At 72.8% G+C, this 19,677-nt stretch carries 19 protein-coding genes and 1 pseudogene; 11 read left to right on the top strand and 9 right to left on the bottom strand.

Annotation, left to right across the window (positions count from 1 at the left end):
• Positions 1 to 37: 37 nt before the first annotated feature.
• Positions 38 to 805 (bottom strand): type I methionyl aminopeptidase, encoded by a 768-nt coding sequence (gene map, locus ACIQ9E_RS02380; RefSeq protein ID WP_403700644.1) that lies wholly within the window; start codon positions 803 to 805, stop codon positions 38 to 40.
• Positions 806 to 855: 50 nt separating this feature from the next.
• On the opposite strand from map, the gene ACIQ9E_RS02385 reads away from it, so the two are divergent.
• The 8 genes from ACIQ9E_RS02385 (at position 856) to ACIQ9E_RS02420 (ending at position 9,078) form a co-directional block, all read left to right on the top strand.
• Entirely contained in the window at positions 856 to 1,110 is a 255-nt protein-coding gene (locus ACIQ9E_RS02385) for a helix-turn-helix domain-containing protein (protein ID WP_403700646.1), read from the top strand.
• A 72-nt stretch (positions 1,111 to 1,182) separates the two neighbouring features.
• Complete coding sequence (locus ACIQ9E_RS02390) at positions 1,183 to 1,587, top strand: PPOX class F420-dependent oxidoreductase (RefSeq protein WP_403700649.1); 405 nt, start codon at positions 1,183 to 1,185, stop codon at positions 1,585 to 1,587.
• Positions 1,588 to 1,982: 395 nt separating this feature from the next.
• Entirely contained in the window at positions 1,983 to 2,825 is an 843-nt protein-coding gene (locus ACIQ9E_RS02395) for a nitrilase-related carbon-nitrogen hydrolase (protein ID WP_403700652.1), read from the top strand.
• A 20-nt stretch (positions 2,826 to 2,845) separates the two neighbouring features.
• The gene (locus ACIQ9E_RS02400; RefSeq protein ID WP_403700655.1) at positions 2,846 to 4,153 is read left to right on the top strand and encodes an aspartate aminotransferase family protein; all 1,308 of its coding nucleotides are present in this window, start codon (positions 2,846 to 2,848) and stop codon (positions 4,151 to 4,153) included.
• A 91-nt stretch (positions 4,154 to 4,244) separates the two neighbouring features.
• Positions 4,245 to 5,648 carry a dihydropyrimidinase gene (hydA, locus tag ACIQ9E_RS02405; protein WP_403700658.1) on the top strand — a complete coding sequence of 468 codons (1,404 nt, stop codon included), beginning with the start codon at positions 4,245 to 4,247 and terminating at the stop codon, positions 5,646 to 5,648.
• Positions 5,649 to 5,676: 28 nt separating this feature from the next.
• Positions 5,677 to 6,678 carry a TIGR03842 family LLM class F420-dependent oxidoreductase gene (locus tag ACIQ9E_RS02410; protein ID WP_403700661.1) on the top strand — a complete coding sequence of 334 codons (1,002 nt, stop codon included), beginning with the start codon at positions 5,677 to 5,679 and terminating at the stop codon, positions 6,676 to 6,678.
• Positions 6,679 to 7,309: 631 nt separating this feature from the next.
• Positions 7,310 to 8,575: a molybdopterin-dependent oxidoreductase gene (locus ACIQ9E_RS02415; RefSeq protein WP_403700663.1), complete on the top strand. Its 1,266-nt coding sequence runs from the start codon at positions 7,310 to 7,312 to the stop codon at positions 8,573 to 8,575.
• A complete protein-coding gene (locus tag ACIQ9E_RS02420; protein WP_403700666.1) occupies positions 8,572 to 9,078 on the top strand; it encodes a hypothetical protein in 507 nt (168 codons plus the stop codon). The genes ACIQ9E_RS02415 and ACIQ9E_RS02420 overlap by 4 nt, the downstream gene beginning before the upstream one ends.
• Before the next feature lie 97 nt (positions 9,079 to 9,175).
• Here the strand turns inward: ACIQ9E_RS02420 and ACIQ9E_RS02425 are convergent, their stop codons facing one another.
• The 4 genes from ACIQ9E_RS02425 to ACIQ9E_RS02440 all read right to left on the bottom strand — a co-directional run bounded on the left by ACIQ9E_RS02425 (position 9,176) and on the right by ACIQ9E_RS02440 (position 12,925).
• Positions 9,176 to 9,820 carry a class I SAM-dependent methyltransferase gene (locus tag ACIQ9E_RS02425; RefSeq protein ID WP_403700669.1) on the bottom strand — a complete coding sequence of 215 codons (645 nt, stop codon included), beginning with the start codon at positions 9,818 to 9,820 and terminating at the stop codon, positions 9,176 to 9,178.
• A gap of 222 nt (positions 9,821 to 10,042) precedes the next feature.
• Positions 10,043 to 11,485, bottom strand: coding sequence for a glycosyltransferase family 87 protein (locus tag ACIQ9E_RS02430; protein WP_403700672.1), 1,443 nt, complete (start codon positions 11,483 to 11,485; stop codon positions 10,043 to 10,045).
• A 103-nt stretch (positions 11,486 to 11,588) separates the two neighbouring features.
• The gene (locus ACIQ9E_RS02435; protein ID WP_403700675.1) at positions 11,589 to 12,227 is read right to left on the bottom strand and encodes a DUF2064 domain-containing protein; all 639 of its coding nucleotides are present in this window, start codon (positions 12,225 to 12,227) and stop codon (positions 11,589 to 11,591) included.
• Positions 12,224 to 12,925, bottom strand: a complete 702-nt coding sequence (locus tag ACIQ9E_RS02440; protein WP_403700678.1) for a glycosyltransferase family 2 protein — start codon at positions 12,923 to 12,925, stop codon at positions 12,224 to 12,226. Before ACIQ9E_RS02440 ends, ACIQ9E_RS02435 begins: the two co-directional genes overlap by 4 nt.
• Before the next feature lie 275 nt (positions 12,926 to 13,200).
• Between ACIQ9E_RS02440 and ACIQ9E_RS02445 the strand changes: the two genes are divergently transcribed.
• Complete coding sequence (locus tag ACIQ9E_RS02445) at positions 13,201 to 14,322, top strand: AI-2E family transporter (protein ID WP_403700681.1); 1,122 nt, start codon at positions 13,201 to 13,203, stop codon at positions 14,320 to 14,322.
• Between the two features lie 64 nt (positions 14,323 to 14,386).
• On the opposite strand, the gene ACIQ9E_RS02450 is transcribed toward ACIQ9E_RS02445, so the two are convergent.
• From ACIQ9E_RS02450 to ACIQ9E_RS02465, 4 genes and pseudogenes are all read right to left on the bottom strand, one after another.
• Entirely contained in the window at positions 14,387 to 14,560 is a 174-nt protein-coding gene (locus tag ACIQ9E_RS02450; RefSeq protein ID WP_403700684.1) for a CsbD family protein, read from the bottom strand.
• Positions 14,561 to 14,683: 123 nt separating this feature from the next.
• Positions 14,684 to 14,836, bottom strand: a pseudogene (locus ACIQ9E_RS02455) (pyridoxal-dependent decarboxylase); the annotation flags it as partial.
• Between the two features lie 27 nt (positions 14,837 to 14,863).
• Positions 14,864 to 15,928 carry a lipoyl protein ligase domain-containing protein gene (locus ACIQ9E_RS02460; protein ID WP_403701320.1) on the bottom strand — a complete coding sequence of 355 codons (1,065 nt, stop codon included), beginning with the start codon at positions 15,926 to 15,928 and terminating at the stop codon, positions 14,864 to 14,866.
• 192 nt (positions 15,929 to 16,120) lie between these two features.
• A complete protein-coding gene (locus ACIQ9E_RS02465) occupies positions 16,121 to 16,966 on the bottom strand; it encodes a TIGR02569 family protein (protein WP_403700687.1) in 846 nt (281 codons plus the stop codon).
• A 123-nt stretch (positions 16,967 to 17,089) separates the two neighbouring features.
• On the opposite strand from ACIQ9E_RS02465, the gene ACIQ9E_RS02470 reads away from it, so the two are divergent.
• Positions 17,090 to 17,911: an inositol monophosphatase family protein gene (locus ACIQ9E_RS02470; RefSeq protein WP_403700690.1), complete on the top strand. Its 822-nt coding sequence runs from the start codon at positions 17,090 to 17,092 to the stop codon at positions 17,909 to 17,911.
• 323 nt (positions 17,912 to 18,234) lie between these two features.
• Positions 18,235 to 19,653 carry a phytoene desaturase family protein gene (locus tag ACIQ9E_RS02475; RefSeq protein ID WP_403700693.1) on the top strand — a complete coding sequence of 473 codons (1,419 nt, stop codon included), beginning with the start codon at positions 18,235 to 18,237 and terminating at the stop codon, positions 19,651 to 19,653.
• The last annotated feature ends 24 nt before the right edge of the window (positions 19,654 to 19,677 follow it).

Here is a 19,677-nt window from a genome sequence, read left to right on the forward strand (position 1 = left end):
CGGCCGCCGGGCCCGGGGCGGCAGGGGCGGAGCGCGGTCAGAGCACCGTGAGGACCCGGGGTCCCGAGGCTGTGACCGCGACCGTGTGCTCCGCGTGGGAGGCGCGGCTCCCGTCCAGCGTGCGGATCGTCCAGCCGTCCCGGGCCGTGTACGTATCGTCCGTGCCGGACGCCGTCAGCATCGGTTCGATGGCGAACACCATGCCGGGCCTGAGCACCATGCCGCGCCCCGCCCGGCCCTCGTTGGGGATGCCGGGGTTCTCGTGCATCTCGCGTCCGATGCCGTGACCGCCGAACCCGTCGGGGATGCCGTAGCCCGCGGCGCGGCAGACCCGGCCGACCGCATGGGCGATATCGCCCACCCGGTTGCCCGGTACGGCGGCGGCGATTCCCGCGGCCAGGGCCTCCTCTGCGGTGGCGACGAGCCGGGTGTCCTCGGGCCGGGCGCGGCCCACGGTGAAGCTGACCGCCGCGTCACCGGCCCAGCCGTCGAGCAGGGCGCCGCAGTCGAGGCTGACGAGGTCGCCGTCGCGCAGCCGGTAGCCGTCGGGGATCCCGTGCACCACAGCGTCGTTGACGGACGCGCACAGCACCGCGGGGAAGGGGACGGGCGCCCAGTCCGGGTGGTAGCCGAGGAAGGGCGAGCCCGCGCCCGCCCCGTCGAGCACACCCCGTGCGACCCGGTCCAGCTCCCGCAGTTCGACACCGACCGCGGACGCGTCCCGGGCCGCGGCGAGAGTCTGCGCGACGACTCGGCCCGCCGCCCTCATTGCTTCGATCGACTGTTCGGTTTTGATCTCTACCATGCCAATTACTATACCGGTCGAGACGGCGCTTCCGGTATTACAATGACGGTATGGTCCGTACCCCCCTCACCCCCGAAGAGCGCGAACGCGGCGAACGGCTCGGCCGGTTGCTGCGCGAGGCGCGCGGCCCCCGCAGCATGGTGGAGGTGGCGGCCGCGGCCGGGATCTCCGCCGAGACCCTGCGCAAGATCGAAACCGGCCGGGCGCCCACCCCCGCCTTCTTCACCGTCGCCGCGCTCGCCGCCGTGCTCCGCCTGTCGACGGACCAGCTCGCCGCCGCCTGCTCCCCGGCGCCCGTCCCGTAACACGGCGGCACACCGCATGCGGAGGCGTACGGTGTCCACCCCGGCCGTGCCCCGGCGGCGTACGCTCGGAGCGTGACCTCCGTCGAAGACATCGCCCCCGCCCGCTATCTCAGCCTGACCACGTTCCGCCGCGACGGAACCGGGGTCGCCACTCCGGTCTGGTTCGCCGAGGACGGCGGCAGGCTGTACGTCTGGACCAACAGCGACTCCTGGAAGGTCAAGCGGCTCCGCCGCGATCCGCGGGCGACCGTCGCGGTCTGCGACGCCCGGGGCCGGATCGCCGAGGGCGCCCCGCGCGCCGAGGGCACCGCCGAGCTGCTGGACCGGGAGGGCACGGTCCGGGCCCGCGATCTCGTCGCCCGCAAGTACGGCTGGCAGTTCCGGGCCGTCGACTGGCCGGCCCGGCTCGTCCGGCGCGGGAAGACGCCGCATACGGGTATCGCCGTCACGCTCGGGGAACCCCCGGCCACGGCCTGACGGCCACGGCAGGCGGGCCCGGGGCACTCTCGGCGCGAGGGCATGCCCCCGGAACGGCCCCGGGCAGCCCGCGGCAGGGGAAGGACCCACCGAAACCGCCGCCCGGCGCCGGCACTCGAAACCGCCGCCCGGCGCCCGCACCGGACCGGTGCCGACGACGCGCCGTCGTCCCGGGGTGCCGTCGGCCCCCGGCCCGCCCGGGTGCGTCCGTCCGCGGCCGCGCCCGGGGGAGCGCCTCGCCGCCGACCGGGTGAAACGCGATCGGCTCCGCGGGTTGGCCGCAATGGTCTTGCCCCGCTCTGTGACGGGGCTTACGTTCTCCATCTACGTTCCGCGTCTACGTGCGTAGAGGCGATGCGCCGATGCCGGGAGCCGCCCGGCCGAAGGAGCAGCCCATGGCCCCAGTCGTACGCGCCGCCCTGGTCCAGGCCGCCTGGACGGGCGACACCGAGTCGATGATCGCCAAACACGAGGCCTACGCCCGCGAGGCCGCCGCACAGGGTGCCCGGGTGATCGGGTTCCAGGAAGTCTTCAACGCGCCCTACTTCTGCCAGGTGCAGGAGCCGGAGCACTACCGCTGGGCCGAGCCCGTCCCCGACGGCCCGACCGTCCGCCGGATGCGGGAGCTGGCCCGGGAGACCGGCATGGTGATCGTGGTCCCGGTCTTCGAGATCGAGGGTTCGGGCTTCTACTACAACACCGCCGCCGTGATCGACGCCGACGGCAGCTATCTCGGCAAGTACCGCAAGCACCATATTCCGCAGGTCAAGGGCTTCTGGGAGAAGTACTACTTCCGGCCGGGCAATGCTGGCTGGCCCGTGTTCGACACCGCGGCGGGCCGGATCGGCGTCTACATCTGCTACGACCGGCACTTCCCCGAGGGCTGGCGCCAGCTGGGCCTCGCCGGGGCCCAGCTCGTGTACAACCCCTCCGCGACCTCCCGCGGCCTCTCCGCCCATCTCTGGAAACTGGAGCAGCCCGCCGCCGCCGTCGCCAACGAGTACTTCGTCGCCGCCATCAACCGCGTCGGCCGCGAGGAGTACGGCGACAACGATTTCTACGGCACCAGTTACTTCGTCGATCCGCGCGGACAGTTCGTCGGCGGTATCGCCGGCGACACCGACGAGGAACTCGTCGTCCGCGATCTCGACCTCGGCCTGATCGACGAGGTGCGGCAGCAGTGGGCCTTCTACCGCGACCGGAGGCCCGACGCGTACGAAGGGCTGGTGCGCCCGTGAACCCCGCCGCGAACCCCGGCGTGAGCAGGGCCCCGGCGCACCCCGCCCCGAACCCGCTCCACGACCGCCACCGGGCCGTGCTCCCCGACTGGCTGGCCCTCTACTACGCCGACCCCCTGGAACTGAGCCACGGCGAGGGCCGGTACGTCTGGGACGCCGCGGGCAACAAGTACCTCGACTTCTTCGGCGGCATCCTCACCACGATGACCGCCCACGCCCTGCCCGAGGTCACCAAGGCCGTCGCCGAACAGGCCGGCCGGATCGTCCACTCCTCCACCCTCTACCTCAACCGGCCCATGGTCGAGCTGGCCGAACGCATCGCGGCCCTGTCCGGGATCCCCGACGCCCGGGTCTTCTTCACCTCGTCCGGTACCGAGGCCAATGACACCGCCCTGCTGCTGGCCACCGCGTACCGCGGCTCGAACCAGCTCCTGGCGATGCGCAACAGCTACCACGGCCGCTCCTTCTCCACCGTAGGCATCACCGGCAACCGGGCCTGGTCCCCGACGGGCCTCTCCCCGCTCCAGACGCTGTACGTGCACGGCGGGGTGCGGACCCGTGGCCCGTACGCCCACCTCACCGACGCGGAGTTCACCGCGGCCTGCGTCGCGGACCTGGAAGACCTCATCGGACAGGGCCGTACCCCTGCGGCCCTGATCGCCGAACCCGTCCAGGGCGTCGGCGGGTTCACCTCCCCGCCCGACGGTCTGTACGCCGCTTTCCGGGAGGTCCTCGACCGGCACGGGGTGCTGTGGATCTCCGACGAGGTACAGACCGGCTGGGGCCGGACCGGCGACCACTTCTGGGGCTGGCAGGCCCACGACCGCAACGGCCCGCCGGATATCGTCACCTTCGCCAAGGGCATCGCCAACGGTATGTCCGTCGGCGGGGTCGTCGCCCGCGCCGAGATCATGAACTCCATCGACGCGAACTCCATCTCCACCTTCGGCGGCTCGCCCGTCACCATGGCCGCGGGCCTGGCGAACCTTGCGTACCTGCTGGAACACGACCTCCAGGGCAATGCCCGCCGGGTCGGCGGACTGCTCATCGAACGGCTGCGGGCCGTTGCCGCCGGGGTGCCCGCGGTCCGTGAGGTCCGCGGCCGGGGACTGATGATCGGCATCGAGATCGTCCGGCCCGGCAGCGACGAGGCGGACCCCGCGGCGGCCACGGCCGTCCTGGAAGCCGCCCGCGAGGGCGGACTCCTCATCGGCAAGGGCGGCGGCCACTCCACCAGCACCCTGCGGATCGCCCCGCCGCTGACCCTGACCGTGGCCGAGGCCGAGGAAGGCGCCGCGATCCTCGGACGGTCCCTGCGCACCCTCTGACCCCTGCCGCCCCCGCCCCCACTGCAACCAACCCGTCCCGCCCCATCCGATCCCGTCCTGTTCCGTCCTGTACGAGAGGGAGCGCCCCGCCATGAGCAGTACCCGCACCCTGATCCGCGGCGGACTGGTGATCACCGCGGCCGAGGAGACCCATGCCGACGTACTGATCGAGGACGGGCGGATCGCCGCGCTCGCCGCCCACGGCTCCGAGGCCGCCGCGGCCTGGACCGCGGACCGGGTCATCGACGCCGGAGGAAAGTACGTCGTCCCCGGCGGAGTCGACGGCCACACCCATATGGAGATGCCCTTCGGCGGCACGTTCGCCTCCGACACCTTCGAAACCGGTACCCGCGCCGCCGCGTGGGGCGGCACGACGACCATCGTCGACTTCGCCGTCCAGTCCGTCGGACACTCGCTGCGTGAGGGACTGGACGACTGGTACGCCAAGGCCGACGGCAACTGCGCGATCGACTACGGCTTCCACATGATCCTCTCCGATGTCACCGAACGCTCGCTGAAGGAGATGGACCGGCTGGTGGAGGAGGGCATCACCTCCTTCAAGCTCTTCATGGCCTATCCGGGCGTCTTCTACAGCGACGACGGACGCATCCTGCGGGCCATGCAGCGCGCCGCCGACAACGGCGGGCTGATCATGATGCACGCGGAGAACGGCATCGCCATCGACGTCCTCGTCGAACAGGCCCTGGCCGCTGGCCACTCCGACCCGCGCTACCACGGCGAGGTTCGCAGGGCCCTGCTGGAGGCCGAGGCCACGCACCGGGCGATCCAGCTGGCGCGGGTCGCCGGCGCCCCGCTCTATGTCGTGCACGTCTCCGCCCGGGAGGCCGTCGCCGAACTGACGGCCGCCCGCGATCTCGGTCTCCCGGTCTTCGGCGAGACCTGCCCGCAGTATCTGTTCCTCTCCACCGACGATCTGGCGCGGCCCGGTTTCGAGGGTGCCAAGTACGTGTGCTCCACCCCGCTGCGGCCGGCGGACCATCAGGAGGCGCTCTGGCGCGGGCTGCGCGGCAACGATCTCCAGGTCGTCTCCACCGACCACTGCCCGTTCTGCTTCACCGGCCAGAAGGAGCTGGGCCGGGGCGACTTCTCGAAGATCCCCAACGGGCTGCCGGGGGTGGAGCACCGGATGGACCTGCTCCACCAGGCCGTCGTCGACGGACGGATCGGCCGGCGCCGCTGGATCGAGATCGCCTGCGCCGCCCCGGCGCGGATGTTCGGCCTCTACCCCCGCAAGGGGACGATCGCCCCGGGTGCCGACGCGGACATCGTTCTCTACGATCCGCACGCCGAGCAGGTGATCTCCGCCGGGACGCACCATATGAACGTGGACTATTCGGTGTACGAGGGCAGGCGGATCACCGGGCAGGTGGAGACCGTGCTCTCGCGCGGCGAGGTCGTCATCGACCGGCGCACCTACACCGGCCGGGCCGGGCACGGCCAGTACATCGCCCGTGCCACCTGCCAGTACCTGTAAGCAACCGCGCGCAGCAAGGAGCCGTCCCTTGGACTTCGGCCTCGTTTTGCAGACCGACCCGCCCGCTTCCGAGGTCGTCAGCCTGATGGAGCGGGCCGAGCGCAACGGGTTCCGTTACGGCTGGACTTTCGACTCGGCGGTGCTCTGGCAGGAGCCGTTCGTCATCCACAGCCGGATCCTGGCCGCCACGGAGAGGCTGATCGTGGGCCCGATGGTGACCAATCCGGGCACCCGTACCTGGGAGGTGACCGCTTCGACGTTCGCCACCCTCAACGATATGTACGGCAACCGCACGGTCTGCGGTATCGGGCGGGGCGACTCGGCGATGCGGGTCGCCGGGCGCAGGCCCAACACCCTCGCCCGGCTGGGCGAGGCCGTCGACGTCATCCGCGATCTGGCCGAGGGCCGCGAGGCCGTCGTCGACGGCAACCCGATTCGCATTCCGTGGATCAGGGACGGCAGGCTCCCGGTCTGGATGGCGGCGTACGGGCCGAAGGCACTGGCGCTGACCGGGCAGAAGGCCGACGGGTTCATCCTCCAGCTCGCCGACCCGTATCTCACCGAGTGGATGATCCGGTCGGTACGGGAGGCGGCCGAGGCGGCAGGCCGGGACCCGGCCGCCATCACGATCTGCGTGGCGGCCCCGGCGTATGTCGGCGACGACCTGGCACACGCCCGCGACCAGTGCCGGTGGTTCGGCGGCATGGTCGGCAACCACGTCGCCGACCTGGTCGCCCGCTACGGCGAACACTCCGACCTGGTGCCCGAGGCCCTCACCTCGTACATCAAAGCCCGCCACGGCTACGACTACAGCCACCACGGCCGCGCCGGAAACCCGTCCACCGACTTCGTCCCGGACGAGATCGTCGACCGCTTCTGCCTCCTGGGCCCCGCCGAAGCCCATATCGAGAAACTCCGGACCCTGCGCGACCTCGGAGTCGACCAGTTCGCCGTGTACAACATGCACGACGCCCGGGAGGACCTGATCGACACCTACGGGAAGCACATCATCCCGGCAATCAACACATGACATACCGGCCGGGTCGGTCGCGTCACCGGTGCCCCGGCAACGGCCGCGGCCCGCTGTCGGCCGCGGCGCTGTGGGGGATGCGGCTGGTCTCCACCGGCGGGCACTCCCCGGAGCAGGCGCGGCATCCGCCACCGATTCCCGGTCCGCCCGGCACGGCCCGCCCCGGGCGGACCGGTCGAGTGACATCGGGCGCGGATGACGGGACGCGCCCGGTCGGCTGCCTTCGGGCGGCCCCGCGATGCGTCAGCGTGGCCAGGTGTGTCGGCGTCTCCTGCAGGCCGGTCGAACGACGGAGTCGATACTCCCGGCGCTGCGGCGGGGACGCCCGACGGTTCGGTGCGGGCCACATGAAGGGGCATCGGTGGACAGGAGCGAGGAGGAGAAGAATCCCCCGGAGCCGGGATCCGGATCCCGGGGGCAGGGCGTATCACCCGGTGACGACGGGCAAGGCGGTGCCTCGGAAGGCCGGCGTCCCGCCGAGGGTCCGGACGGCACGGCCGGCCGGGGATCTGCCGGAGGCGCCGCGACCGGGCCGGAGGCGGTTCGGCCGCAAGAAGTGCCGTCCGACGGTGCCGATCGTTCCGGGCGGACCGAGGTCCCGCCCCGGAAGCCGGGCCGTGCACGGCGGCTGATGTCGCGCGTCGTTCCCCCGGGCCCACCGCCGGGCCCGGCCCGTCCGGAGTTCTGGCGCAGTCCGCTGCGGGGGCCGTGGCTGACGGCCGTATTCGGGCTGATCCTGCTCTTCGGCGTGACGATCCTGTTCGTGACCGGGCTGCTGTCCTACGCCGCGTACAACCCCGACCTGGCCCGGACCAACGACGAGACGCCCGACAAGGGGCTCCTCGGCTTCTATCTGTTCTCCTGGCCGACCTCGCCGTACTGGATCTACCGGCTGACCCAGGGCATCCACGTCACCCTGGGGATCGTGCTTGTGCCGGTGCTGCTGGCGAAGCTGTGGTCCGTCATCCCCCTGCTGTTCTCCTGGCCACCGGTCCGTTCGCTCAGCCACGCGGTGGAGCGACTGTCACTGCTCCTCCTGGTGGGCGGCGCCCTGTTCGAGTTCGCCACCGGAATCCTCAACGTGCAGCTCCACTACATCTTCCCGGGCTCCTTCTACACCCTCCATTTCTACGGCGCATGGGTGTTCATCGGCGCCTTCGTGGTCCATGTCGCCTTCCGGCTGCCCAGAGCGCTGCGTGCGGTCCGCCCCGGCCGGGCCGGGCCCGATGCAGTCGACGACCGGTCCGCCGCACTCGTGTCGCCCCGCCCGGCGGCGCCGACCCTGTCCCGCCGTGGCGCGGTGGCGCTGGTGGGCGCCGGGTCCGGGGTGCTGCTGCTGGTCACGGCGGGGCAGAGCGTGGGCGGCTGGTTCCGCAGGACGGCGGTGCTCGCACCGCACGGCCAGAACCCCGGGACCGGACCGAACGGGTTCCAGATCAACAAGACGGCCGCCTCCCTCGGTATCCGTACCAGCGACATCGGCACCGGATGGCGGCTGACCGTGCGCGGCGGCGGCCGTCGGGCCGTACTCACCCTCGACGAACTGCGCGCCCTGCCCCAGTACGAATCCGCACTCCCGATCGCCTGCGTGGAAGGCTGGTCGACCACGGATCAACTGTGGCGAGGAGTACGGCTGACGGAGCTGGCCGCACTGGTCGGACTCGGCACGGACCCGCCGCACGTCCTGGTGGAATCCGTCCAGCGGGGAGGCGCGTTCGCGTCGGCCGTCCTCCGGGACAACCAGGTCCGCGACCGGCGGTCCCTGCTCGCCCTGCGGGTCAACGGGGCGGTGCTCTCGCCCGACCACGGCTATCCGGCCAGGATCATCGTCCCCGGCGCGCCCGGGGTCCACAACACCAAATGGGTCACCCGCCTCACCTTCGGAGAGCCGGTATGAGCGCTTTCCGAGACCGCTACGGCGCTTCTCCGCTGCATCTGCTGCTGGTGCTCGCGTCCTTCGCACTGACCCTCTACGCGGGGGTGAGGCTGCTCCGAGGCGACACGGTGGGCGTACTCGTCTGGTTCGTCGGAGCCGCCCTTATCCATGATCTGGTCCTGCTGCCCGCCTACTCCGTCACCGATCGGGCGGCCCGGCTCCTGTGCCGTCCGCTCCCGGGGCGACGCGCGCCGGAACGCGGGTCCGGCGCCCCGGCGCGTCACCGCCCGAGCTTCAACTATCTGCGGGTGCCGGCCTTCCTCTCGGGGCTGCTGTTGCTCGTCTGGTGGCCGCTGATCCTGCGCCGGGTGCCTGAGTACACGGCGGTGACCGGGCTGCCCGCCGATGTGTTCCTGGGGCGATGGCTGCTGATCACGGCCGGTCTGTTCACCGTGTCCGCGATCTGCCTGCTGGTCCGTATGCGCCGGGCGGGTCGGTCCGGCCGGTCGGCGCGGCCGGAGTGACCCGGGCCGTGCCCGTACCAGAGACCCGTACCAGAGACCCGTACCAGAGACCCGTACGAAAACACTCGTACAGAGAGATCCGTGCGAGGGGCCCTGCTCAAGAAGCGGCCGCCAAGGCGGAGAAGTGACGTCCGCGGGACGTCGTCCAATGCTCCGTAGCCGTCCATCCCGCTGTACGCGCATACCCGAGCAGCGCCCGGCGTCCGACACTGGCCCACGGGAACACCGCGCCCCGCTTCCCGCGGCCGTCGTCGATGCGGACGTGGTGCCGGGCGTCGATATCGACGGCGGCGGTCTCGACGAGCAGACGGCCACCCGGGCGGACCAGCTGACGTGTCCGTTCCAGGAGTACGGAAGGGAAGCCGCCGATCCCGATATTCCCGTCGATCAGCAGAACGGTGCCCCAATGCCCCTCACCGGGGAGTGAGTCGAAGACCGACCCCAATCGGGCCCGACCCCCGCGCCGCACGGTCGATACGACGGCCGAGGCGCAGACGTCGATGCCCAGGGCGCGGTGGCCGCGCACCGTGAGCGCCTCCACGAGCCGGCCGGCGCCGCAGCCGATGTCCAGCACCGGCCCCTCGCAGCGCCGCAGGACGGCCAGGTCGCACGAGTCCGCCCGAGCGCACCACCGGTCCAGCTCCAGGGGCAGCAGCCAGCCGTTCGCACTGCGCAGGAACAGCCGGCCCCGGCCGGTCAGCAGCGCGGAGTCGTAGGCGGAGCCGGTCCAGGGGTCTGTCACGGCAGCCCTCGCGCCGGTGGGCGGCTGGTCCGCCCCAGCGGCGCGGCATGGCGCGGGGGAGAGGCTGAAGGGCTCATCGTGGCCAGTGTGCGCACCGGGAGGCGGACCGGCGAAGTCGGGTGCGCTGTTCGGGTGGGACCTCGCCGCCGGCTCTCGGAGCCCCTCAGGACCCCTCAGGACCCCTCAGGACTTCTGAGGACTCCTCTGAGGCATCCGAGGGTCTCACCCGTTCGGCCGAGTTGGCTGAGTCGGCCGGTCGGCGCCGGAATCACGGACATCACCATGACGGGGTGTCTGTTCCCGGGACCTGCCCGGAGCGGACCGTCGTACCGCCCAGCCCGCGAGGACCGCACCCGCCGCGATCGCATACGCGGTGGTGCCCACCGCGTACCCGTCGTCGAACGCTTCGGCCAGCACGTACTTGCCCGCACCCGCCGGCGCGACCGTCAGCCACTCCCAGCGGCCGTCGAGCGCCACCAGGGCGACGAGCAGGAGCGCGTACCAGGAGTAGCCCGGAGTCAGCAGCAGAAAGACGGTGCCGGTGATCAGCAGAGCACCGCTCCACGGCCGGCGCGGATCACCATTCCGCACCACCCACACCACCACGGACACCAGGATCACCGCCAGGACGGGCAGCGCCCAGTCGTCCGGGAACACCAGACGCAACAAGGCGAAACGGTTCTTGGCCGAGGATGTGTCGTCGTATCCCTCCTCGGTGACGTAGCCGCCGAGATAGCCGAGCACCGAACCCCGGGACACCAGCGCATAGGGCAGATAGACCAGTGCGGTCACCAAGGCGGCGGGCACCAGGACGGCCGCCGTGTCCCGGGCCCGCCGCACTCCGCTCAACGCACCCGGCAGCACCACCACGGGAAGCAGTTTCGTCGCGACGGCGGCCCCCAGCAGCGCCCCGCCCCGGGCCCGGTGCCGTACCACGACACCCAGCGCCACGACGGCGAGCAGCGCCCCCAGCACATCGACGTGAGCGTTGTTGACCGCCTCGACCGGGACCGCGGGACACCACGCCCAGTACGCGGCCCACCGGACGTCACCACGCCGCCGCAGGACCAGAAGCAGGGCGGCGGTGGTCCCGACCGACAGCAGCGCGCCACCCACCTGGAGCGGCTTGTGCCGGGAACCGTCCGGCGACACGGAATGCACCAGCAGGAAATACCCCTCGGCCACGGGCGGATAGATGGTGGGCACCCCGGGCCGGTTGATCCGCGTACAGCGGACCTGCCCGGCCGGGCCCGGAACGCGTGTCCTGTCCGGGCCGGTGCACGCGCTGCCGGAGGGGAAGAGCCACCCGTCGCGCAGCGGGACCAGTGCCGCGTCACGAGGCGCGTGGTCGTACGGGGAGATACCGGCGGCCTGCACCCGGCCGTCCCACGCGTAACGGAACATATCGGTGCTCGTACGCGGTGCCGCCGTCAATCCGGTGGCCGCCACCGCGATACCGCCGAGCAGCACCACGGCTGCCGCATGCCGGGCGGAGACCCGGCGGAGTGACCACGCCGCTGCGGCGAAGAGGAACCAGCACGCCGCGTACCACCCGAACAGCCCCGCCGGATCGTCGTAGTAGCCGTCGCAGCGGACGGTCAGGACCAGGAGCGTGACCAGCGCGGTGAGGAGCAGACCCGTACGGACGATCTGTGGACCGATCACGGATCTGGCCCGCGCGGGAGAGAACCCGCGTGGGCCGGGCCCGGCTTCCGGGCTGCCGCCGGTGGTGCTCACAGCGGTACGCCTCCGGCGGCCCGGGTCCCTCTCACGGGGTGTCGCCTCCGCCGGCCGGCAGGCGGGCCAGGGCCTCGGCGAATCGGGTGTGCGGTGCCTCGCCGGCCACCGCGAGCGCGTCATCCGCCGTGTCGACATCCCGCAGCACCCGCAGATCACGCACGGTCAGACCGGCTTCGACGAGCCGCTTTCGCTGGAGCGCGCCCGTGTCCGGCCGGGACATCGGCACTCCGCGTACCAACTCGGGCTTCGGTACGGCGAACCCCAGTGCCCAGAATCCGCCGTCCGCCGCCGGCCCGAACCATGCGTCGCAGCCGTGCCAGGCGTCCCCGGCGAGAACCGGGGCGAGCAGAGCGGGTGTGATCTGCGGGGTGTCCATGCCGATCAGTACGGCCGGTCCGGTACAGAGCGCGAAAGCGGCGGCCAGCCGGACGTCCAGCGAACCGGCGCACTGCGCCACCACCTCGAAACCGCCCGGGAGCCAGCTGCCGGGCGCCCCGTCGAGGACGAGGACCCGGCGCCGTACCGGGGCATCCGCCACCGCGGCCAGCGAGTCGGCGAGCGCCGCCTCGGCGAGCAGTGCCGCCTGAACCGGGGAGTAGGGCGGGGTGAGCCGGGTCTTCACCCGGCCCGGTACCGGCGCCTTGGCGATCACCAGGAGCGTGGTCACGGGACGATCCGGCGGCCGGGGGCCGGCGGTTGCAGGGCGAGCACCGCCCGCATGTCCCGTACCGCCTGCCAGGTGCCCCGCCAGGTCCCGGTCACCTTCGACCTGCCCGCTCTGGGGAGATAGGGCACATCCGTCTCCCGCACCCGCCAGCCCGCGTCCGCGGCGCGGACCACCATCTCCAGCGGATAGCCGCTGCGCCGGTCGGTCAGCCCCAGACCTAGCAGGGCTTCCCGGCGCGCGGCGCGCATCGGCCCGAGATCACGGAGCCGGAGCCCCGTACGGCTGCGCACCATCCGGGAGAGCGCGAGATTCCCCACCCGGGCGTGAACGGGCCAGACCCCCGGGCCGGTCGGGCGCCGCCGCCCGAGCGCCAGCTCGGCTCGACCGAGGGTCACCTCGCGTACCAGCGCGGGCAGCAGCCCCGGGTCGAGGGAGGCGTCGCAGTCGCAGAAGCAGACGATCTCGGCGGTGGCCGCACGGAGCCCCGTATGGCAGGCGGCGCCGAAACCCCGCCGGGGCTCGTGCACCACGGTCGCGCCATGGGCTCCGGCGATCTCCGCGGAACCGTCCGACGAACCGTTGTCGACGACGACGGCCCGCCAGTGCGGCGGGATACGCGCCAGCACCCAGGGCAGCGCGGCTGCTTCGTTCAGACAGGGCAGGACGACATCCACCGCCGCGGGGCTGGGCTCGGGCACCCGCCCACCCTAGAGAGCCGCCATGGGGATTCCCGGCATTGCGGCTACGAGTCCCGAGGTGTTCCGCCGCTCGGCGTCCCGAGGCCCGCTGTGCGCGAACTGCGTCGTCCCGTCGGTGAACCCGATCCGCGCCCGCCACCCCAGCGCGTCGGTCAGCCTGCGGGAGGAGGCCGTGATCCCCGGGTGCACCGGTCGGCGGACAGGGGGAGTACCTGCGGGTGAACCGGGCGCCGTGCCCGTGGTCACCCGGCCCGGCGGTGGTAACAGCTATGGGGATGCCCCGCCCAGCCGAACCACCACCGCCCGTCCCGGCCCCCCGCCCGGTGGTCCCCGAAGGACTGCGGGTCGCCGCCGCCTACGCGTGGCGCGTCGGGGTGGTGGCCGTCGTCGTCTACGGGGTGTTCTCCCTCCTCGGCCGGTTCCACCAGCTCGCGCTCGCCGTCTTTCTGGCCCTGGTGGCCACGGCGGTACTCCGGCCGACCGCCGGGCTGCTGGCCCGGAGGCTGCCCCGCCCTCTCGCGGTCGGCCTGACGGTGGTCGGCAGTATCGCCCTCGTCCTGGGTGTGCTCGCGCTGATCGGTGAGGTCGTCGCCGGGCAGACCGGCACGCTGTCGCGGGAGTTCCGCAGTGGCTTCGACCGGATCGCGCATCTGCTGGCGGGGCCGCCCTTCCGGTTGCCGCGCCACACCCTGCACGATTTCCAGTCCCAGCTCGGTGATGTGCTCTCGACCCACCGCTCCGATGTCCTGAGCACCGCCCTCAGCGGCGCCGGGCAGGTGGTGGAGCTGTTCACCGTCTTCGCCCTCGCCGTGTTCTGCTCCGTCTTCTTCATCCACTCCGGCGAACGCTACTGGGCCTGGTTCTGCGCGGAGCTGCCGCAGCGGTTCCGCGGCCGTACCGCAGCTGCGGGACGGGCCGCCTGGCGGACCTTCACGGGATACACCCACGGCGTGCTGCTCGTCGCCCTGGTCAACGCCGTCCTCGTCGGTATCGCGCTGACCCTGCTCGGCGTGCCTCTGGCGCTACCGCTGGCGCTGCTGGAGTTCTTCGCCGCGTTCATCCCGCTGATCGGCTCGCCGATCGCCCTCGCCGTCGCCGTCGTGGTCGCGCTGGCGTCCAAGGGCCCGCTGGTGGCGGGTCTCGTACTGGCGCTGATCGTCGTCATCGGCCAGATCGAAGGCCACCTCCTGCACCCTCTGGTCATGAGCTGGGCGGTCCGCCTCCACCCCGTGGTGGTGGCGCTCGCCGTAATCGGCGGCGCCGTCACGGCGGGCGTGATCGGTGCGGTGGTGGCGGTGCCCCTGATCGCCGTGCTCTGGTCGGTACGGCTGGCGCTGCGGGGCCCGCCCGAGAAGTCCGGCAGCCCCGAAAAGTCCGGCAGCACGGACACCTCCTGAGGGCGCAGAGCGCAGAGGGTGCACAGGGACTGCCGGGTGCGGCACCCGGTCGCGGTGCGGGGTGTCAGCCGCGGAAGACGTCCTTGGCCTTCTCCTTGGCCTGCCGGGCATTGCCCTCGGCCTCCTTGGCCCGCCCTTTCGCCGTCTGCTCCTCATTGCCGACCGCCCGGCCGGCTCCCTTCTGGACCTTGCCCTTGAGTTCCTGGGCCTTTCCCTTGGCCTTCTCGTGGTGGGTCATCGAAGTCGCACCCTTCCGGGGGAGGGCGCCTTCCGGTACGGCGCCGATGACCCCCGGGTGCCCGGCGGTTCCCGGGGTAAACGGGCCGCGGAGCGCAGCCGCCCGGTCGCCGGTGGTGACGGAGTCGGCGCGCTCGATGCCCGACAGCAGCGGGGCCGGACGGAGGGACAGTGCGACGGCGCCCGCCCATGCGCCGTCGACGTGCAGATGCAGCCCCTGGTCCGCGCAGACCTCGGCGATCTCGGTCAGCGGATCGACGGCGCCGGTACCCGTGGTGCCCGCGGTGGTGCGCCCGCCCGTGGGTCAGGGGACGCGGGCCGTCCACTCCTCCGAAGCGAACTTCGTCCGCACCAGCTCCCGCGCCTGGGCCAGCTCCTCGTCGGTGACCTTGCCCCTCGTCAGCCCGTACCGGCCGCGGAAGGAGTCGATCATCCGCTCGATGACCGTCTCACGCGGCAGACCCGTCTGCCGCCGCAACGGGTCCACGCGCTTCTTCGCGCTCTTGGTGCCCTTGTCGGAGAGCTTTTCCCGGCCGATGCGCAGCACCTCGGTCATCTTGCCGGCGTCGATGTCGTACGCCATCGTCACATGGTGCAGGACCGCACCGGGCCCGCCGTCGGGGCCGACCATCCGCTTCTGCGCGGCCCCCGCGACCTTCCCGACCTCGGTCGCGATGTCGTTCAGCGGCTGGTACCAGGCCCGGATGCCCATATCCCCGAGGGCCCCGATGACCCAGTCGTCCAGATAGGCGTACGAATCGGCGAAGGACAGCCCGGAGACCAGCGCATCGGGCACCGAGAGGGAGTACGTGATGGTGCTGTGCGGCTCCGCGAACATCGCGCCGCCGCCGGAGATCCGCCGGACCACGGTCACCCCGTGCCGTGCCGTGCCCTCCGGATCTACCTCGTTGCGCAGCGACTGGAAGCTGCCGATGATCACGGCGGGGGAGTCCCACTGCCAGACCCGGAGGGTCGGCGGCCGGCGCCCGGCCGCCACCTCGGCCGTGATCACTTCGTCCAGCGCCATATGCAGGGCGGGCGGCTGCGGGGGCTCGTGGATCAGCTGCCAGTCGTAGTCGCGCCAGTCCGTGGCCCGGGCGAGTGCCCGGCGCACGGCGACGGCCACGGACTCCGAGGTGAAGCCGAACAGCACGGCGGACGCGGGGAGCGCCGCGTCGATCCGGGCCCGCAGTCCGGCGGTGTCGGTATCCGCGGGGGCCCCCTCCAGCGCCGCGTCGATCCCGGCTATGGCGTCGTCCGGCTCCAGGAAGAAATCGCCGCTGACCCGGACGTCCTTCAGGCTGCCGCCGGCCACGTCCAGATCGACGACCACCAGCTTGCCGCCCGGGACCTTGTACTCTCCGTGCACCACACACCCTCCGCCCGCTCACCGAAGCGTCCGCTCGGGAAGCGCCCGCTCACAGAGCGTCCACTCGCGGAACGCCGTGCCCGCGGAGCGCCTGCTCGGGACAACCGCCTCACGGAAGGGGTTGTTCCCCGGCGGCGGGGGAGGGGCGGCCGGCCCGGCGGGCTCCACGCCCCCCGGCCCGGCCCGAGCCCCCTATCGGGGTTCCTCGGCCGTCGCCAGTACCAGATCGACGGCCCTGGCATAGGCGGCCTCCTGCGTCCCGCTCAACGGTCCGGTGTGCGCGGCGATCCGGAACACCAGTGCCCGCAGCAGCATCTGCCGCCACTCCGGCAGCCTCGACCAGCGCTCCAGCAGCGGCGCGCCCGCCTCCCACCAGCAGATCGCGTCCACCGCGACGACGGCGGCCGCCCAGGCCGTCGGACGCCAGTACAGCGCCCAGTCGATCATCACCGGCGGCGCGTCCGGCGCGAACAGCACGTTGTTCAGCAGATCCCCGTGCACCAACTGCGAGGGTGCCGACACCGGCCGGCGCTCGGCCAGCAGCGGCTTCAGCAGCACCGTTCCCGGGCCCTCGGCGGTCCCGGCCGGCCCGGCGCCAACCGCGTTCCCTGCGTTCCCGCCCTCGCTGTCGCCGAAGGCCAGCCGGTCCGCACGGGCCCAGGGGTCGTTCCGTACATCCAGGAACCGCGGCCGGGGCAGCCCCGCCAGCGCGGTGTGGAAGGCGGCACCGGCCCGGATCACCTCGTCGGGCCGGAACGGATCGGCGGCCCCCGGCAGCCACCGCCAGGCCTCCCAGCCGCCCGACGACCAGGAACCGTCGGCCGCCGGAACCGGACGGGCGACCCGGAAGCCGTCGCCGTCCGGCAGATGACAGAGGACGCCCGCGCGCCAGGGCGTCTCGGACGCCAGAGCCACGGGCTTGAGCACCAGGGCGCCGCAGCGCCGGGCCCTGCCCTGCCCGCCGGACAGGGGCACCGCGGGCCCGGTTGCCCCGAAGGCGGCGAGCACGGCGGCCGGAGGAGCGGAGTTGTGGTCCATGTCACCGCAGCGTAGGGGCGATTCGCCCCGTACGGGGAACATTTCACCGGGACGCGATGAACTCCCGGTGCCCGGGCCCCGGCCGCGCTCCGGAAGCCCGCGCATCCGTGCTTAGCTGGACATATGATCGAAGACTTTCTCCAAAGGGACCTGTCCGATGTCGAGGAGGCGGTCCGCAAGGCCGCGGCCGCGGAGATCATGCCGAGGTTCCGGCAGCTGGCCGCGGACGAGGTCGTCGAGAAGAGCGGACCGCACGACCTGGTCACCGCCGCGGACCGGCTCGCCGAGGAGCATCTGACCACCGCCCTGACCGCACTGCTGCCCGGCTCGGTCGTCGTCGGCGAGGAGGCCGTGCACGCCGACCCGGCCGTGTACGACGCCGTCAACGGCGACGCGCCGGTGTGGATCGTCGACCCGGTCGACGGCACCCGCCAGTTCGTCCGCGGCGACGACCGCTTCTGCACGCTCGTCGCCCTCGCGCACCGGGGCGAACTGCTCGCGTCCTGGACGTACGCCCCGGCCCGCGACGAACTCGCCGTCGCCGTCCGCGGCGGCGGCGCCCGTCTCGACGGGGTTCCGCTGCACGCCGGATCCCCCGCGCCGGACGCGGTGCTCCGGGTCGCCACCTCCCACCCCGACTACACGACGGACGCCCAGAAGCGCGCGCTGCTGGGCCTCCGGATCCCCGGTATCGACCCGAACCCCTGCGGCGCGGCCGGGATGGAGTACCTCGACCTGGCGCGCGGCGCGCTGGACGCGGTCGCCTTCTCCTGGGAGGCCGCCTGGGACCATGCGGCCGGGCTCCTGCTGGTGACCGAGGCGGGCGGCGCGCATCTGACATCGGCCGGTGTGCCGTTCCGGATCGGCGGCGGGAACGCGCTCCCGTTCACCGCGGCCCGTGATGCCGCCACGGCCCGCCGCGTCCTCCAGGCACTGGCGGCGTGACCGTCTGACGATGTGAGCGGACGACCGGCTGTGTCGCCGGGCGCGGGCGGTATCCGCGGGCCGGGGAACGCCACGGCCCGCGGCTCGGGGCGCTCCGGCGGGCGCGAAGCCGGGGGCGGTTTCCCCCCGTACGCAGGGGGTACGCCCCCGGGTTGCCGCCCGGCGGGGACTCCCCGTGCCCGAGGGGAGCGTGCGTACCGGGCGGGACTTGCGCACGCGCCCAGGGGCGCAGGGGCCCACCGCCGGGCACCCCCGGCCCGCCGGATGCCGCGGCCCGAATATCCTGGAGGCTGCCGGCCGTCGCCCGACGAAGGAGTCCGCAGGTGCCGTCGATGCTCGATACCGTCGTTGTGGGCGCCGGGCCCAACGGGCTGACGGCCGCCGCCGAACTGGCCCGCCGTGGATTCTCGGTCGCCGTCTTCGAGGCCTTCGACACCGTCGGCGGCGGTGCCCGCACCGAGGAGCTGACGCTCCCCGGCTTCCGGCACGACCCCTGCTCCGCGGTCCACCCCCTCGGCATCGGCTCGCCCGCCTTCTCCGCGATGCCGCTGGAGCGGTACGGACTGGAGTGGCTCCACCCCGAACTGCCGCTCGCCCACCCGTTCCCGGACGGCACCGCCGCCGTACTGGCCCGGTCCGTCGGCGAGAGCGCCATGTCCCTCGGCGTCCGGGACGCGGGCACCTACCGGCGCCTCGTCGCCCCCTATCTGGGCCACTGGGACGACCTCGCGGCCGACTTCCTGCGCGTCCCCTGGGACGGGCCGCCCCGCGACCCGTACCGCTTCGCCCGCTTCGGGCTGACCGCGCTCCGGCCCGCCTCCTGGACGATGCGGCGCTTCGCCGACGAGAAGGCCCGCGGACTCTTCGCCGGGCTCGCCGCCCACGCCATCGCCTCCGGCACGGGCATCGCCACCACCGGTATCGCCCTGATGTTCGCCCTCGCCGCGCACGAGCGGGGCTGGCCCCTGCCCCGCGGCGGCTCCCAGGCGATCTCCGACGCCCTCGCCGCGTACCTCCGCGAACTCGGCGGCACGATCCACACCGGCGTCGAGGTCAAACGGCTCGACGAACTCCCGCCCGCCCGCGCCTATGTCTTCGACACCTCCCCGTCCGCGCTGGCCCGGATCGCCGGACTCGGCGGGGCGTACGACCGCTACCGCTACGGCGCCTCCGTCTTCAAAATCGACTACGCGCTGTCGGGGCCGGTGCCGTGGACCGCACCGGAGGCACGTACCGCCGGCACCGTCCATATCGGCCCCACCGCGGGGGAGATCGAAGCCGCCCTCCAGGCCGCCGTCACCGGGCGCGAACCGCACACCCCCTTCCTGATCACCGCCCAGCCCAGCCTCGTCGACCCGTCACGCGCACCCGAGGGCAAGCAGGTGTTCTGGGCGTACGGACACGTGCCCGCGCACTGGGAGGGCGACGCCACCGATGTGGTCGAGCGTCAGATCGAACGCTTCGCGCCCGGTTTCCGCGATCTCGTCGTCGCCCGCGCCGTCGCCGGCCCGCCGCAGCTCGCCGCGCGCAACGCCAACTACGTCGGCGGCGATATCGCCTGCGGCGCCTTCGCCGGACTCCAGACCGTGCTGCGGCCCAAGCTCGCCCGGGTGCCCTACGCCACCGCGCACCCCGCGGTCTTCCTCTGCTCGTCGGCCACCCCGCCCGGACCCGGTGTCCACGGCATGTCGGGCCACTGGGCGGCGAAGGCGGTCTGGCGGAAGCTGCGCGCCACGGGCTGACCCGGTCCGGGCGGCGTCCGGGCC

The organism is Streptomyces sp. NPDC094448 (assembly GCF_044763775.1).
In the GTDB taxonomy this organism is placed as follows: domain Bacteria; phylum Actinomycetota; class Actinomycetes; order Streptomycetales; family Streptomycetaceae; genus Streptomyces.

Coding starts and splice junctions, on each gene's coding strand:
- map (WP_403700644.1), bottom strand. CDS start 805: ATGGTAGAGATCAAAACCGAACAGTCGATCGAAGCAATGAGGGCGGCG.
- ACIQ9E_RS02385 (WP_403700646.1), top strand. CDS start 856: ATGGTCCGTACCCCCCTCACCCCCGAAGAGCGCGAACGCGGCGAACGG.
- ACIQ9E_RS02395 (WP_403700652.1), top strand. CDS start 1,983: ATGGCCCCAGTCGTACGCGCCGCCCTGGTCCAGGCCGCCTGGACGGGC.
- hydA (WP_403700658.1), top strand. CDS start 4,245: ATGAGCAGTACCCGCACCCTGATCCGCGGCGGACTGGTGATCACCGCG.
- ACIQ9E_RS02415 (WP_403700663.1), top strand. CDS start 7,310: ATGTCGCGCGTCGTTCCCCCGGGCCCACCGCCGGGCCCGGCCCGTCCG.
- ACIQ9E_RS02420 (WP_403700666.1), top strand. CDS start 8,572: ATGAGCGCTTTCCGAGACCGCTACGGCGCTTCTCCGCTGCATCTGCTG.
- ACIQ9E_RS02445 (WP_403700681.1), top strand. CDS start 13,201: ATGCCCCGCCCAGCCGAACCACCACCGCCCGTCCCGGCCCCCCGCCCG.
- ACIQ9E_RS02450 (WP_403700684.1), bottom strand. CDS start 14,560: ATGACCCACCACGAGAAGGCCAAGGGAAAGGCCCAGGAACTCAAGGGC.
- ACIQ9E_RS02465 (WP_403700687.1), bottom strand. CDS start 16,966: ATGGACCACAACTCCGCTCCTCCGGCCGCCGTGCTCGCCGCCTTCGGG.
- ACIQ9E_RS02470 (WP_403700690.1), top strand. CDS start 17,090: ATGATCGAAGACTTTCTCCAAAGGGACCTGTCCGATGTCGAGGAGGCG.